The sequence below is a fragment of the Agrobacterium sp. BT-220-3 genome (assembly GCF_025910175.1).
GTDB classification, from domain to species: domain Bacteria; phylum Pseudomonadota; class Alphaproteobacteria; order Rhizobiales; family Rhizobiaceae; genus Agrobacterium; species Agrobacterium oryzihabitans.
Map to the genome: position 1 here is coordinate 762,035 of NZ_JAPAIX010000002.1, position 14,041 is coordinate 776,075.

General features: G+C 59.4%; 13 protein-coding genes and 1 tRNA gene. 4 read left to right on the forward strand and 10 right to left on the reverse strand.

Going from position 1 to position 14,041, the window contains the following annotated elements; translation table 11 throughout:
- Positions 1-11: 11 nt before the first annotated feature.
- The 7 genes from OK142_RS10070 to cpdR form a co-directional block, all read right to left on the reverse strand.
- The gene (locus OK142_RS10070) at positions 12-1,010 is read right to left on the reverse strand and encodes an aldo/keto reductase (RefSeq protein ID WP_498682488.1); all 999 of its coding nucleotides are present in this window, start codon (positions 1,008-1,010) and stop codon (positions 12-14) included.
- Entirely contained in the window at positions 1,007-1,981 is a 975-nt protein-coding gene (locus OK142_RS10075) for a sugar-binding transcriptional regulator (protein ID WP_035242936.1), read from the reverse strand. The genes OK142_RS10070 and OK142_RS10075 overlap by 4 nt, the downstream gene beginning before the upstream one ends.
- A 41-nt stretch (positions 1,982-2,022) precedes the next feature.
- Positions 2,023-3,024, reverse strand: coding sequence for an ABC transporter permease (locus OK142_RS10080; protein ID WP_498682489.1), 1,002 nt, complete (start codon positions 3,022-3,024; stop codon positions 2,023-2,025).
- Between the two features lie 12 nt (positions 3,025-3,036).
- Positions 3,037-4,557 carry a sugar ABC transporter ATP-binding protein gene (locus OK142_RS10085; RefSeq protein ID WP_498682490.1) on the reverse strand — a complete coding sequence of 507 codons (1,521 nt, stop codon included), beginning with the start codon at positions 4,555-4,557 and terminating at the stop codon, positions 3,037-3,039.
- 70 nt (positions 4,558-4,627) lie between these two features.
- On the reverse strand, positions 4,628-5,641 hold the full coding sequence (locus OK142_RS10090; RefSeq protein ID WP_003497899.1) for a substrate-binding domain-containing protein: 1,014 nt from the start codon (positions 5,639-5,641) through the stop codon (positions 4,628-4,630).
- A gap of 315 nt (positions 5,642-5,956) precedes the next feature.
- Positions 5,957-6,031 (reverse strand) — tRNA-Val (locus tag OK142_RS10095).
- Positions 6,032-6,112: 81 nt separating this feature from the next.
- The gene (gene cpdR, locus OK142_RS10100; protein WP_003497910.1) at positions 6,113-6,475 is read right to left on the reverse strand and encodes a cell cycle two-component system response regulator CpdR; all 363 of its coding nucleotides are present in this window, start codon (positions 6,473-6,475) and stop codon (positions 6,113-6,115) included.
- Between the two features lie 181 nt (positions 6,476-6,656).
- Here cpdR and OK142_RS10105 point away from each other — a divergent pair, with 181 nt between their 5' ends.
- On the forward strand, positions 6,657-7,541 hold the full coding sequence (locus OK142_RS10105) for an N-formylglutamate amidohydrolase (protein WP_003497913.1): 885 nt from the start codon (positions 6,657-6,659) through the stop codon (positions 7,539-7,541).
- 318 nt (positions 7,542-7,859) lie between these two features.
- Complete coding sequence (gene hisN / locus OK142_RS10110; RefSeq protein ID WP_498682492.1) at positions 7,860-8,636, forward strand: histidinol-phosphatase; 777 nt, start codon at positions 7,860-7,862, stop codon at positions 8,634-8,636.
- Positions 8,637-8,641: 5 nt separating this feature from the next.
- Here hisN and OK142_RS10115 read toward each other — a convergent pair whose 3' ends face one another.
- Positions 8,642-9,583, reverse strand: a complete 942-nt coding sequence (locus OK142_RS10115) for an alpha/beta fold hydrolase (RefSeq protein WP_498682493.1) — start codon at positions 9,581-9,583, stop codon at positions 8,642-8,644.
- Positions 9,584-9,972: 389 nt separating this feature from the next.
- Between OK142_RS10115 and hspL the strand changes: the two genes are divergently transcribed.
- Positions 9,973-10,455, forward strand: coding sequence for a heat shock protein HspL (hspL, locus tag OK142_RS10120; RefSeq protein WP_082185241.1), 483 nt, complete (start codon positions 9,973-9,975; stop codon positions 10,453-10,455).
- A 66-nt stretch (positions 10,456-10,521) separates the two neighbouring features.
- Here hspL and OK142_RS10125 read toward each other — a convergent pair whose 3' ends face one another.
- On the reverse strand, positions 10,522-11,541 hold the full coding sequence (locus OK142_RS10125; protein ID WP_498682494.1) for a bile acid:sodium symporter family protein: 1,020 nt from the start codon (positions 11,539-11,541) through the stop codon (positions 10,522-10,524).
- A 101-nt stretch (positions 11,542-11,642) separates the two neighbouring features.
- Between OK142_RS10125 and OK142_RS10130 the strand changes: the two genes are divergently transcribed.
- Positions 11,643-12,503 carry a LysR substrate-binding domain-containing protein gene (locus OK142_RS10130; RefSeq protein ID WP_498682496.1) on the forward strand — a complete coding sequence of 287 codons (861 nt, stop codon included), beginning with the start codon at positions 11,643-11,645 and terminating at the stop codon, positions 12,501-12,503.
- 6 nt (positions 12,504-12,509) lie between these two features.
- On the opposite strand, the gene glpK is transcribed toward OK142_RS10130, so the two are convergent.
- On the reverse strand, positions 12,510-14,009 hold the full coding sequence (gene glpK / locus OK142_RS10135) for a glycerol kinase GlpK (RefSeq protein WP_498682497.1): 1,500 nt from the start codon (positions 14,007-14,009) through the stop codon (positions 12,510-12,512).
- Between the last annotated feature and the right edge of the window lie 32 nt (positions 14,010-14,041).

A 14,041-nucleotide genomic window follows, 5' to 3' on the forward strand; every position in this document is an offset into this window, starting at 1 on the left:
AGCTACATGTTTCAGGCATCGAGCCCCACGAGATGCTCCGCGACCCCGGCGCTGATGAGAGCCAGTTCACCATCCGTCAGTCGCAGGCGTGCCGCAGCGGCGTTTTCAACCGCCTGAGCCGGATCGCGCGCACCACACAATGAGAACGTTATGCTAGGCTGGGCGATCGTCCAGGCAATCACCACCTGCGCAATCGACGCTCCATGCGCCTCGGCCACGGGTTCCAGCGCGTGCATCAGCCGCGCGATCTTCTCGCGATTTGCCTGGCTGAAGCGCGGGTTGCCGTTGCGCTGATCGTCTTGCGCAAAAACCCGCTCAGGCCCGACCTTGCCGGACAGAAGCCCCAGCGCCAGCGACGAATAGCTGAGGACCGAGACCGCATTCTTTCGGCAAAGCGGCAGCAGCGTCGTCTCGATGTCTCGCCGCACCATGGAATATTCTTCCTGAATGGCATCCAGCGCGCCGGTGGCGATATAGGCCGCAAGATCCTCGGGCGAGACGTTGCTGGCGCCAATCGAGCGGATCTTGCCTTCGTCCTTCAGGCGCACAAGCGTTTCCACCGTCTCGGCAATCGGCGTTGTCGCATCCTGCCAGTGGGTGACGTAATGGTCGATATAGTCAGTTCCGAGCCGCTTCAGGCTCTCTTCGACCTCGTACCGGATCGAAGCGGCACCGAGATAACGGTGAACGGGCTTGCCGTCCTGATGGAAGAAATAGGCGCCCTCGTTCACATGCCAGACGAGGCCGCATTTGGTGACCAGCACCACCTTGTCGCGCCTGCCGGCAATCGCCTTGCCGACAATGGTTTCCGCAAGCCCCATGCCATAGGCCGGTGCGGTATCGATCAGGGAAATGCCGGCGTCGATGGAGGCCTGGATGGCGGCGATGGACTGCCGCTCGTCGGTGCCGCCCCACATCCAGCCGCCGATGGCCCATGTACCCAGTCCCACGGCTGATGCGCTGATACCGCTGCCGCCAATCGTCCGGGTCAATATTGAATTGTCCGTCACGAGGTTTCCCCTTCTTCCTGATCCAGTAAATAGCCGGCGATCGCCTCGTCCACGACGAGCGAGGTCAGATAGCGGCCGGCAAGCGTGGCCGCCACCGGTCCAGCCTTGATGGCACCTGCCGCCACGCCGATGATGTTCGGGCACCGGGCGAGCTGCCCGGGATGCAGCGCCACCACGCGCGAGTTGAGATCGATCCGCGCCAGCTGCCCGTCCGCCATGGTGAGATGGGCAAGGAATTCCCCGGCAATGCCGGCATCCACCAGCGCCTGCCCGCCACGGGCCACATCCGGCAGCAGATCGTAGTAACCGGAGCCGGGCGCCTCCACCGAACCGATGCCAACCAGCGCCACCTGCGCCTGCCGCGCCAAGTCGAAAACCTCGCGGATCGATGCGACATTCATCAGGAGATCACGCTGTTCCTCATCCTCGGCAAACAGCGGCGCATGAATGAGCGAGGCGCTGCCGCCGAGCTTTTCCGCCAGTTGCGTGGCCAGATGATTGACATCCGTATAGTGCTTGCCCTGCACACCGCCGGTCAGCGGCACCACCCGCACATCGAAGCGGCGCTCCGCCTCCAGATTGTCGACAACTGCACTTACCGCCTTGCCGCCGGTAATCGCAATCACGTCGCCGTCGCGGATGGTTTCCAGCAAATGGTTGGCGGCAACCCGCCCGACCATCTGCAGCGCTGTCTCGGGATTATCGGAGACCGTTGGCGTCACCACCGACTGCCTTAGGCCGAAACGGCGGGTGATCTCATTTTCGAGATCCACCAGTCTCTGATAGGGACTGGCGATGGTGATCTTCACCATGCCCGCCTTGCGGCCCGCCGCAATCATCCGGTTCACCTTGGTATGGGAAAGATTGAGCCGCTCGGCGATCTCCGACTGCTTCACACCCTCGATGAAATGCAGCACCAGGACGGAGTACATCTGCCGCTGTTGATCGAAGTCGTCCTTGGTGTCCAGCATGATCGTCTCTCTCCAGTTACCCATGGCCGCCCAATGGGCGCTCAGCGGCGACGCCTGACCAGATAGTGGTCGAACAGAACCGCCGTCAGCAATATGCTTCCCCTGATGATGTCCTGCCAGTAGACAGACACATTGAGCAAGGCAAGCGAACTGGAGACGACCGACAGAAGGATCGCCCCGAGGATTGCGCCAAGAATGGTGCCCGAGCCGCCCGAAAGGCTGGCGCCGCCGATGACCGCCGCCGCAATCACGTTAAGCTCCATGCCGACGCCGAAGCTCGGCTGGGCTGATCCGAAACGCGCCATATAGATGACGCCTGCGACACCGCACAGCATCGAACAAAGCGTGGTGGTGGCAAACATCACCCGGCCGACGCGGATGCCGGAATAGGCCGCGGCCTTCGGATTGCTGCCGGTATAGAAAACCTTGCGGAATGCGGTCGTGCGCCGCAGCAGCAGATCGGAGGAAACGACAACCACCGCGAAGATGATCAGCACCAGCGGAACGCCGCCTAGTGCGCCCTGACCGATGAACTTGAATTCCGGCGGCAGCGTGTAGAGACCGAGCGGCCGGCCGCCCGTTGCCAGCAGGCAAACGCCGCGCGCAATCACCATGACGCCGAGCGACACGATGAAATGATGCAGGCCGATGACCGTCGTCAGAAATCCCATGGCCATGCCGACCAATGTCGTCAGGCAGATCGCGAGCCCCGCCGCGACCCAGGGGTCAACGCCGTTGAGGAACAGCCAGCCCGCCGCCACCATCGCAAGCGCCGTGACGGAACCGACGGAAAGATCGATACCGCCGGAGATCAACAGGATCGTCATGCCCACCACGACGATGCTTTCGATGGCGAAAACCATCGCCATGGCCCGCAGATTGTCCACGGTCAGGAAATACGGGGATATGAAGGACATCACCGCGAAAAGCGCGAGGATGATGACGATGAGCCCGGTTTCCCGCGCTTTGAGCGCCGGTTCCCACCAGCCGGTACGGCGAACCGCCACTTCTGCAATGCCCGAAGGTGTTTCCGATGTTGCCATTTTCCCGCTCCCTCAGGCCCCTGCCGGGCTCTCTGCAATATTGATCGATGCAAGCTGCATGATCTTTTCTTCCGTCATGTCCTCACCCGCGACCTCGCCAGTGATGCGCCCCTCGCGCACGACCAGCACTCGGTCGCTGACACCGATGAGTTCCGGCAGCTCCGAGGATATGACGACCACACCGACACCTTCGCGCGCCAACTCCCGGATCTGGCGGTGGATTTCGGCTTTCGCACCCACATCCACCCCACGGGTCGGCTCATCGAGAAAGACGACCTGCGGTTCCACCGACAGCATCTTCGCCAGCGCCACCTTCTGCTGGTTGCCGCCGCTCAGGGTAGAGACGGCGTCACCGACACTGTTCGCGCGCAATTTCAACCTGCGTCCGAGCTCGTCGGCGCGCTTCATTTCCTTGCGCCGTTCGATGAAGCCCATGCCGTTCGATATCCTTCCGACATCAAGCGCGGAAACATTCGCAGCGATGGACATGTTGAGGAACAGTCCGTCGCCCTTGCGGTCCTCCGACAGATAGACCAGCCCCTCGCGAATGCTGTCGCGATAATCTTTCAGCCGCAGCGGCCGGCCGCGCAGCGCGACCTCGCCTCTGGGTTTCCCCTCCAGCCGGCAGACCGCCCGCGCGATCTCGCTTCGGCCAGCGCCGATCAGGCCGGCAAGTCCGAGGATTTCGCCGCGGCGCAGATCGAAATCGACATCAAAAACGCGCTTTCCTTCGTTCAGCCCCCGAACCGAAAGAATGACCTCGTCCGATTTTTCGTTTTCCGATAGTTTCGGTGGGTAGAGCTTGTCGAGAACGCGCCCCACCATGCTGTTGACGACTTCCTCCGGGGAAATCTCCGAGATATTCTCCGTCCTGATGTGGCAACCGTCGCGCATGACCGTGATGCGGTCGCAATGTTCGAAAATCTCCGCCATCCGGTGCGAGATATAGATGATCGCAATCCCGCGCTCCGCCAGCCGGTGCATGATCCTGAAAAGGGTCTGTGCCTCGGTCTCGGTCAGGGCCGCCGTCGGCTCGTCCAGGATCAGGATACGGCAGTCAAGCGTCAGCGCCTTGGCGATCTCGACGATCTGCTGCTGGGAAATCGACAGATCTCCGGCACGGCTGGCGGGATCGATATCGCCGATTTCCCTGAGGATGGTTGCCGCCCGTTTGCCGAGGTCGCGATAATTCATGAACCAGGAGCGGCTCTGGCCTGTCTCCGACATGAACATGTTTTCGGCGACCGAAATCTCCGGGCAGAGCGCGATCTCCTGATGGACGAAGCCGATACCGAGCCGGTTCGCCGCATTGGGCGAAGATATCTTGACCGGTTTGCCATCCAGCAGGATTTCACCGCCATCGGGCTGCAGAATGCCATCGATAATATGCATCAGCGTCGACTTGCCGGCGCCGTTTTCACCGGCCAGCGCGTGGATTTCGCCACGCCGCAACTCAAGTGCAGCACTGCGCAACGCCCGCACGGGGCCGAACGCCTTGTGAATATTCGTCATGCTGAGGATGACCTCGCCCATAACGCCCCTCCCGAACATGGCTTCCCTTTTGCCGGCGAGGCGCAAACCTCGCCGGTTTCAGGGCGGCGCCTTAGCGCCCCTTCATATAGTCGTTGAGATCAAAGGAAGCGGCGTTCGCCTTGGTGATCACGGCGAAACCATTGTCCATCGAAGGAACCTGCATCGGGTTGAAACCGGACACCTTGTAGTCGTTGAACGGGTCGATCAGGTCCGAATGGGCACCCAGGAAGGTGTTCATGAAACCCATGAAACCCTGAACGCCCTGATTGGGATTGACGGACATGTAGATATTGCCCTGCTTGATATGCTCCAGCGTCGCCGGGGTGATATCGGCATGCAAAATCAGGACCTTCTTCTTTGCCTCGAGAACCGCAGCCGTCGCGCCTTCGGCAGAGCCGGCCTCGGGTATCCACAGGGCGCCCAGATTGGGGTTGGCCTGCAACATGGCGCCGACCGCCTGATAGGCGAGGTTCGAATCCTGATTGGTCGCCTGACGGCCGACCAGCTTCATCTCCGGATAGGTGCGTCCCATATAGTCGATGAGCGCGGTGACGCGCAGATCGTGATTGCTCTGTCCCGGATTTTCAAGGACAGCATATTCACCTTTTGCGCCGAGCTTCTTGACGATCTCGTCGGCCGCGAATTTCGCCTCGGCAACATTGTCCGAAGTAATATAGGCGGTGCGTTTCGACTTCGGCGAATCCGCCGCAAAAGTCGTCACCGAAACACCTGAGCCGATCGCCTTGTTGATGGGCTCGATGAACGGATCGGCCTGCATCGGATGCAGCAATATGCCCTTCGGCTTCTTCACCAGCTCCTGCTCGAAGGACGCGATCTGCTTGGTGATGTCATATTCCGGCGTGCCGGTGAAAACCGCTTCACAGCCGAGCGACTTGGCGGCCTGCTTGAAACCCTCGAAGACCGGCACCCAATAGGGGTGGCTGGAAACCATGACATTCATCACATAGGTCTCGCCCGGTTCGCAGGCGAATTTGCCCGCGGCAGCGGCCGGAGAACCGGCAACAGTGGAAATGGCCACGGCAAAAACACCCGCGGCAACGGTCGATTTCAGAAAAGCCAACATATTCCCCTCCCAAGGACAATGACTTAGTCCGCAATAAATTTTATTAGATGTAATTTATTGCATGTGACTTGAGATATCCGGAAACCGAGCGCACGTCAATGCGGTTGAATTTTATTTTTTATGGTGAAATTTATTGCGGTCCGCATGAGAAATTGTAGGACGCGCCGGCAGGATAAGCTGTCGCTCGCAGATTTCCGCGCGTCGAATGAGCCTACCTGAAGGTTCGAAAGGGAAAGAGAGGAACCTTGGCCAAAAGCCGGCCGGAAACGAGAAAAGGGTCTCTGATTGCTCAGAAACCCTTTTCAAAAATTCGGATGGTGGGCGTGACAGGGATTGAACCTGTGACCCCTACGATGTCAACGTAGTGCTCTCCCGCTGAGCTACACGCCCTCCGTGGCGGCGGATAGACCACAAAACCGGTTCATGCGTCAACTGCTTTTTTTCGGTTTTATGAAGGTTTTTTGAGACCCCTTACGCCACAAGGAGTTTGTTCACCTCGTCCACCAGATCGCGCAGATGGAAAGGCTTGGAAAGCACCTTGGCGTCCTTCGGTGCCTTCGAATCGGCGTTCAGCGCAACGGCCGCAAAGCCGGTGATGAACATCACTTTCAGGTCGGGATCGAGTTCGGTCGCACGACGGGCCAGTTCGATACCGTCCATTTCGGGCATGACGATATCGGTCAGCAACAGCGAAAAAGGCTCTTCGCGAAGCCGGTCGTAGGCGCTGGCGCCGTTGTCGAAGGAAGAAACCTTGTAACCGGCTTTTTCCAGCGCCTTGACGAGAAAGCGGCGCATGTCGTTGTCGTCTTCAGCGAGAAGAATTTTCTGATTCATCATAAGTGACCGTAACTGCTCAATGTTTGAGATACCCTAGCCCGATTATAGGATTTTCACGGTAAATATCATGTGAAGACGAGAATCGGTATAGCGCTATATGGGCGATAGTATGGACTTGCCGCACTGTAACTGGCAACATGATCATCCTGATTGTTTGCGACATGGTAAATGGGTCTGAATGGACTGGGTAACGGGTGAGTATGAGCTGTTTGAAGTAACGGAACCTGCCGTTCAAACCCTGCCATTTGTCTATAATTCACCCCATAGCGGTCGCTGTTACCCGATCTCCTTCCTGGAATCGGCGCGGCTCGATTCGCACGAGATCCGGCGCTCGGAAGACCACTTCGTCGACGAGCTGTTTGCCGCAGCGCCCGATATCGGCGCGCCGCTGTTGAAAGCGAATTTTCCGCGCGCCTATCTCGACGTCAATCGCGAGCCCTACGAGCTTGATCCGCGCATGTTCGAAGGCACCCTGCCGCCCTATGCCAATATCGGCTCCATGCGGGTGGCCGGAGGCCTCGGAACGGTACCGCGCATCGTCGCCGAGAACATGGACATCTATGCCCACCGTTTGCCGGTCGATGAAGCGCTGTCGCGCATCGAGACGATTTACAAACCCTACCATGCCTGCCTGCGCAGGCTCCTCTCCCGCACCCACGCCAATTTCGGCATGGCGGTCCTGATCGATTGTCATTCGATGCCGGGCAATATCCGGGTCGCCGGCTCGAACCTGCGGCCGGACGTGATTATTGGCGACCGGTACGGCACCAGCGCTTCCCAGGAAGTTTCCCGCGCTGCCCTGCATTTTCTCGAGGAACTGGGTTTCATCGCGGTCTGCAACAAGCCCTATGCCGGCGGTTTCATCACCGAACATTACGGGCGGCCGATCCGCTCTCTCCACGCGCTGCAGATCGAGGTCAACCGGGCGCTTTACGTTGATGAAAAGACGCTTTCGAAGAAAGCCGATTTCCCGGCCATCCAGGCATCGCTTGAAATCTTCATGCGCCAGCTCGGCGCCTTCGTTTCCGATTACGCGATCGAGACCTCGCTCGCCGCCGAATAACGCCGAATTCCCCGATATTTCAGATCTCTGTTCAAGACATCCTGGCCGCGTGCCGGGCAAAAAAAACCGCGCCTTGGCGCGGTCAAGTCTAGGGAGGAAACACCCAAGGAGGGTATTTACAGTCAAAGACTGTGGCCTGACGCTACCCACTAGATGCACAATTGTCAATCATTTTATTTTATGCATATTTTTTAGGCTTATGCCGAAAATATGGAAACCGCCGTTCCGGCATCCGTACGAGTGGACGGCGGATGTGATTCCGGTCTATGCATCTTGCCACACAGTTCAGGCTCAATCGTTCAGGTAATGAGGTTTCGCATGCTTCCCGACCGGGATTTCTTCTTCAAACTTGCCGATGCAGCCAGCGCTGAAACGCTTCCCCGCTTCCGTATGGGCATTGCCGTCACCAACAAGCAAGATGGTGGTTATGATCCCGTGACGGAAGGTGACCAGGCGGCCGAAAGCGCCATTCGTGCCCTTATCGAGGCGCGTTTCCCGCAGCACGGCATTCTGGGCGAAGAACACGGCAATGTCGGCCTCGACCGCGAGCATATCTGGGTTATCGATCCGATTGACGGCACGCGCGCGTTCATTTCCGGCGTGCCCGTCTGGGGTACCCTGATCGGGTTCCAGTCGGCCGGCCGCGCCACAATGGGCATCATGGAGCAGCCCTTCACCCGCGAGCGTTATTTTGCCGATGGCGAAGCGACCTGGTATTTCGGGCCTGACGGCGAACGCAAGATCCGCACGCGTGACTGTGCTTCGCTCTCGGATGCGGTGCTGTTCACCACGACCCCCCATATCTTCACTGCAGAAGAAAAGCCTTTTTATGAAAAGGTGGAGGAACAGGTCCGCCTCTTCCGTTACGGCGTGGATTGTTACGCCTATTGCCTGCTCGCCGCCGGTCATGTCGATCTGGTGATCGAATCCGGCCTGAAGCCCTATGATGTCGGTGCGCTCATTCCCGTGGTTGAGCAGGCTGGCGGCATCATGACCACCTGGGATGGCGGGCGTCCGGAAAATGGCGGGCGCATTCTGGCCGCTGGCTCGAAAGCCGTGCACGAACAGGCACTCGCCATTCTCTCGAAGCTATAGCCACATCATTCCGGCGCGAAAAAAGCGTCGATGGCGGCCAGCGCCTGTTTGCGGAAAACGTCGCGCTCATGCAGCAATTCGTGGCGCGCACCGGTTATGGGAAGAAGCTGCGCCGCGCGGAAATTGCGCGATAGCTCTTCCTGCGCCTTATAAGGCGTGATCGTATCCAGCATCGGCGCGAGAATAAGAGTTGGAATGGCTATGTTCGTCAGATGCTCCTGACGGGTCACCCGCCCCATGGCCTTCAGCGCCTCATAGACCCATCGCGCCGTCGGCGCGCCGATGAACAGTTCCGGAAATTGACGGTGCAGTGCAAGGTTTCTCGCAAAACGTCTGGCGTCAGAGGTCAGCGGGTTGCCGTCGAAATCCCGTTCACGCTGATCCCTGCCCAGCTGAATCTTTCCAAGACCCAAAAGGCTTAAGAACGTTGCGACCAGGCGGATAACGGGCGAAGGAATGGATTGCTGGCTGTCCAGCTCGATAAAGGGTGAACAGAGGGCCAGCCGGTCGATACGGTTAGAGAGATTCGGCGCAGAGGCAAGCGCTGCGAGCGCACCGGTGGAGTGCGCGATCATGAAAAACGGCAACCGCGTATCCGGCAGCACCACGTGCTCGAGGAAAAGGCTTATGTCCCGCTGATAGTCGGAAAACCGCCGCACATGCCCCGCACCCGGCTTCTTCAACAGCCTTTCGGAGCCGCCCTGCCCGCGTGTGTCGAAGGTCGCGACCCAGAAACCCATGGCGGTCAGATCGCCGATCGTTTCGAAATATTTCTCGATGCATTCGTTCCGGCCATGCAGCAGAACGACGGTTCCGCGCGCAATGTGCCGGCTGGCGCGGAAGATCGCATATCGAAGCTGTTTGCCGCCATGGCCGGTAAAATAACCGACGGTATGGTTGCCGGGAACCGGGTTGTCTTCGCTCTCGCGCAATGTGGCTTCGATCATCGGTCTTTTCCGGCTGTCATGCCTTTTCGGGATAGGTCCACCGCGAGCGAAGGTCAAAGAAAAAATTGCCGGAACCGTCGGTTAAAGCAGTCGCGGTTCCGGCCAGTAAGACAGAAGAAGAAGGGACGTTATTGCTTCTGTCCACGGAGAATGTCTCCGATGACCGAAGTTTTATGGCTCCCAAACTGAACGATGCCGGAACCCGACGTTCAGCCATGGTTCATCTTGCCATTCGCCTTTTCGCCCTTGATGCACCCCCTTGACGCGGCGGCAAGCCATTCCCATCTCATTCATGCGGTCGCCAGAACGGGACCGCGCCATATGTCCGGCCGTCGCCAGAACGGGACGCCGGGCTCAACCGCAAACAGTCGCTTCATAAGGAGGACACCATGCGTCACGTCGATTTTTCCCCCCTCTATCGCTCCACCGTCGGTTTCGACCGTCTCTTCTCGATGCTCGACGGCCTCGGCCAGCCCGAACAGGCCCAGTCCTATCCGCCGTATAATATCGAGCGGACAGGTGAAAACGCCTATCGCATCACCATGGCCGTTGCCGGCTTCGATGAAACCGAACTCAGCATCGAATCCCGTGCCAATACGCTGACGGTGAAGGCCGAGAAGGCCGCAGATGAGAAGTCGTCCGAGGGCGAGTTCCTGTATCGCGGCATTGCCACACGCGCTTTCGAGCGCCGCTTCCAGCTGGCCGATCACGTCGAAGTCCAGACCGCTTCCCTGAAGAATGGCCTGCTTCACATTGATCTCGTCCGCAACATCCCGGAAGCCATGAAACCGCGCCGTATCGCGATCTCGTCCGACAGCGCCGATGCGCCAAAGACGATCGAAGCACAGATCACGCCGGCCCAGGTCAACTAAGCCGATCCGGATATCAAACGAACGGCCCCGTCATGGGGCCGTTTTTATTTGGTGAAGATTTGCCCTTCAGCGAGTGGAGACGACCACGCCTTCTGTAGCCGCCGCCTCCGATATGGCCGCTTTTTCATGGGCCTTGCGAGCGTAACGCTGGGCCAGCACCGCGCAGACCATCAGCTGGATCTGGTGGAAAAGCATGATCGGCAGGACGATTGCGCCGATGCTCTGGCCCGCAAAGATGGCGCCCGCCATGGGCACGCCGCTGGCAAGGCTCTTCTTTGATCCGCAGAAGGTGATGGTGATTTCATCCGCCTTGTCGAAACCGAGCGCCCGGCTGCCGAACATCGTGACACAGAGAACAAGCGCCAGAAGCACGATATTGATGACGATGACCACGCCGATATCACGCAGGGAAAACGTCTGCCAGATGCCTTCGATCACGGCGTCCGAGAAGGCAAGATAGACGACCATCAGGATGGAACCGCGATCGACAGGGGACAGCAACTTCTTGCGCGCCCTGATCCAGTCACCGATCCATGGCTGCAGCACCTGACCGGCAATGAACGGCAACAGAAGTTGCAGGAAGATCTGCAGGAAAGCATCCAGCGAGAATCCGCCGCCATGGCCGCCCACCGTAAACAGCAGGCCGACCAGCAGCGGGGTCAGGAACATGCCGAAAATATTCGATGCGGAAGCCGAACAGATCGCAGCCGGCACGTTTCCTCCAGCCATGGAGGTGAAAGCGATGGAAGATTGCACGGTGGATGGCAGAACGCAGAGAAACAGCACACCCATATAGAGCGGCGCAGGCAGAATATTTTCGGGAATGAAACCGATCGCCACGCCGAGCACCGGGAAAAGGCCGAAGGTGACGAGAAGGATCGCCAGATGCAGGCGCCAGTGCAGGATACCGGCAATCACCACATCCCGCGAAAGCCGGGCACCGTGCAGAAAGAACAGCAATGCGATCGCCAGCTTCGTCGCAAGCCCGAAATAGTCCGCAGGCTCTCCGCTGATCGGCAGAAACGAGGCCAAAATCACGGTGGCAACCAGCATCATGGTGAAGCGGTCGGGCAGGAAGCGGGTCATGGGAAGTCTTTCCGGCATATCGGTTTTGCTTGAAACGCGCGCTACTATCGCTCATCATGAATTCGGATGCAAAGATTAACAGTTATCGCGATTTGAGATAAATGCTGAACCTTCAACATCTTGCCAGCTTCGTCATGCTTCAGCAAACCGGCAGTTTCACGCTGGCTGCAGAGCGGCTGAGTATCGGCCAGTCCACCGTCAGCCAGCATATCCAGCGGCTGGAGGCGGCACTTGGCCGCCGGCTGATTGCGCGCAGCACCCATCAGGTAAAGCTGACGGGCGAAGGCGAGGCGCTCCTCGGTTACGCCCGCAATATGCTGGAGATCGACAGCAAGGTCTCATCGCTGTTCAGCGAAAACCGCCTGCGCGGGCGCTTAAGGCTCGGCGTATCGGAGGATTTCGTCGCCAGCCGGCTGACGGCCATTCTGGAAGAATTCATCCGCCTTTATCCTCTGGTGGATCTGGAACTGACGGTTTCGCTGAGCGGCGTGCTTTACCAGATGCAGGATAATGGCGAATTGGATGTCGTGCTCGCCAAGCGTCGCCTTGGCGACAAGCTCGGCCACTTCCTTTACCGCGAACCGCTGGTCTGGCTGGCCCGCGACCCGGAGCGGATGCTGAACCAGCCCGACGCCCTGCCGCTGATCGCCTTTCCGCCGCCGAGCATTACGAGAAAGGCGGCGCAGGAGGCGCTGGACCGGGCCGGTCTTGCGTGGCGCATCGTCTGCACCTGCGGCAGTCTCAGTGGGTTGACCGCCGCCGCAAGGGCGGGCATGGGCATTCTGGTGCAGCCGCGCAGCATGGCGCCCGCCGGTCTCAAGGAGATTGCGGCGGACGTGCTGCCGATGCTCGAAGACGTGGAATTTGTGCTTCAGCCCAGCAAGGGCACAGACACGAAACTGGTGCGCGCTCTTTCCGATCTCGTTTCCAGCAAGAGCATCGCACCGGGCAGTTTCGTTTAAATTCTGTCAGTCTTCCCGCCGCGACAGGCAGCGGCCGACGCTATCCCGCCAGCCGGCGATGGCATTTTTCCGTTCTGTCTCGTCCATATCGGGATTGAAACGGCGGTCGCGTTTCCAATGGGCGGCGAAGGCTTCACGGTCCGGCCAGATGCCGGCGCGTGAGGCAGCGAGCCATGCCGCACCCAGAATGGTGGTTTCCAGAAATACCGGACGATCCACTGGTGCGGCGAGAACGTCGGCCAGCCGCTGCATGGTCCAGTCGGAGGCGACCATACCGCCATCGACCCTCAGCACCGTCTTGCCATTGTCGCCCGCCCAGTCCTTGCGCATGGCGTCCAGCAGATCAAAAGTCTGATAGGCAACGCTTTCCAGCGCCGCGCGGGCAAATTCCGCAGGTCCGGTGCCGCGCGTCAGGCCGAAAATTGCGCCCCGCGCCTCCGCATCCCAATAGGGAGCGCCGAGGCCGGTGAAAGCCGGCACCAGATAGACCCGCTGCTTGGGATCGGCTTTTTCGGCAAGCGCGCTGACTTCGGAGGCAACCGAAATGAAGCCCAGCTCGTCACGCAGCCATTGCACCGCCGCACCCGCAATGAAGATCGAGCCTTCAAGCGCATAGGTCGTCACACCGTCGAGACGGTAGGCAATCGTCGTGAGCAGCCGGTTCGTGGAAGTCACCCGGTCGGTGCCGGTGTTAAGAAGCGCAAAGCAGCCGGTGCCGTAGGTCGATTTCATCATGCCCGGTTCGAAGCAGGCATTACCGATCACGGCCGCCTGCTGGTCGCCCGCCACACCGAGTATCGGGATTTCCGCGCCCAGAAGCGACTTGTCGGTTACACCGAAATCGGCGGCGCAATCCAGCACCTCCGGCAGCATGGCGCGAGGAATATCGAGGATCGACAGCAACTCGTCATCCCAGGCATTGTCTTCGATATTGTAGATCAGGGTCCGCGAAGCATTGGTTGCGTCGGTCACATGGCGGCGACCGCCGGTGAGGCGATAGATCAGGAAACTGTCGACTGTGCCGAAGCAGATTTCGCCCTTCACGGCTTTCTCGCGAAGGCCGCTGACGCTATCCAGAAGCCATTTCAGCTTGGTGCCGGAAAAGTAGGGGTCGAGCAGCAGACCGGTCTTTTTCGAAAAGAGCGGCTCCAGCCCCCTTCGTTTCAGATCCTCGCAAATCGGAGCGGCACGGCGATCCTGCCAGACGACCGCCCGGTGTACCGCCTCGCCCGTGTTGCGATCCCAAAGCACGGTCGTTTCGCGCTGGTTGGTGATGCCGATCGCCTCGATATCGGAAGCGGCGATACCGGCATCGGCAAGCGCTAGCCGGATCGTTTCGAGCACGCTTTTCCAGATATCCTCGGCATCATGTTCGACCCAGCCGGAGGCCGGGAAATGCTGCGGAAATTCTCGCTGTCCGACACCGATGACCCGCATGTCGCGATCAAAGACCATCGACCTTGTCGATGTCGTCCCCTGATCGATCGCCAGAATATAACCGCCCATTATGTCACTCCCTTTCAAACGCAATGACGGGG

What these genes read in the sequence shown, in the direction of transcription:
- OK142_RS10075 (WP_035242936.1), bottom strand. Translation starts at nt 1,981, where the DNA reads ATGCTGGACACCAAGGACGACTTCGATCAACAGCGGCAGATGTACTCC.
- OK142_RS10080 (WP_498682489.1), bottom strand. Translation starts at nt 3,024, where the DNA reads ATGGCAACATCGGAAACACCTTCGGGCATTGCAGAAGTGGCGGTTCGC.
- OK142_RS10085 (WP_498682490.1), bottom strand. Translation starts at nt 4,557, where the DNA reads ATGGGCGAGGTCATCCTCAGCATGACGAATATTCACAAGGCGTTCGGC.
- OK142_RS10090 (WP_003497899.1), bottom strand. Translation starts at nt 5,641, where the DNA reads ATGTTGGCTTTTCTGAAATCGACCGTTGCCGCGGGTGTTTTTGCCGTG.
- cpdR (WP_003497910.1), bottom strand. Translation starts at nt 6,475, where the DNA reads ATGAATCAGAAAATTCTTCTCGCTGAAGACGACAACGACATGCGCCGC.
- OK142_RS10105 (WP_003497913.1), top strand. Translation starts at nt 6,657, where the DNA reads ATGGACTGGGTAACGGGTGAGTATGAGCTGTTTGAAGTAACGGAACCT.
- hisN (WP_498682492.1), top strand. Translation starts at nt 7,860, where the DNA reads ATGCTTCCCGACCGGGATTTCTTCTTCAAACTTGCCGATGCAGCCAGC.
- OK142_RS10115 (WP_498682493.1), bottom strand. Translation starts at nt 9,583, where the DNA reads ATGATCGAAGCCACATTGCGCGAGAGCGAAGACAACCCGGTTCCCGGC.
- hspL (WP_082185241.1), top strand. Translation starts at nt 9,973, where the DNA reads ATGCGTCACGTCGATTTTTCCCCCCTCTATCGCTCCACCGTCGGTTTC.
- OK142_RS10125 (WP_498682494.1), bottom strand. Translation starts at nt 11,541, where the DNA reads ATGACCCGCTTCCTGCCCGACCGCTTCACCATGATGCTGGTTGCCACC.
- OK142_RS10130 (WP_498682496.1), top strand. Translation starts at nt 11,643, where the DNA reads ATGCTGAACCTTCAACATCTTGCCAGCTTCGTCATGCTTCAGCAAACC.
- glpK (WP_498682497.1), bottom strand. Translation starts at nt 14,009, where the DNA reads ATGGGCGGTTATATTCTGGCGATCGATCAGGGGACGACATCGACAAGG.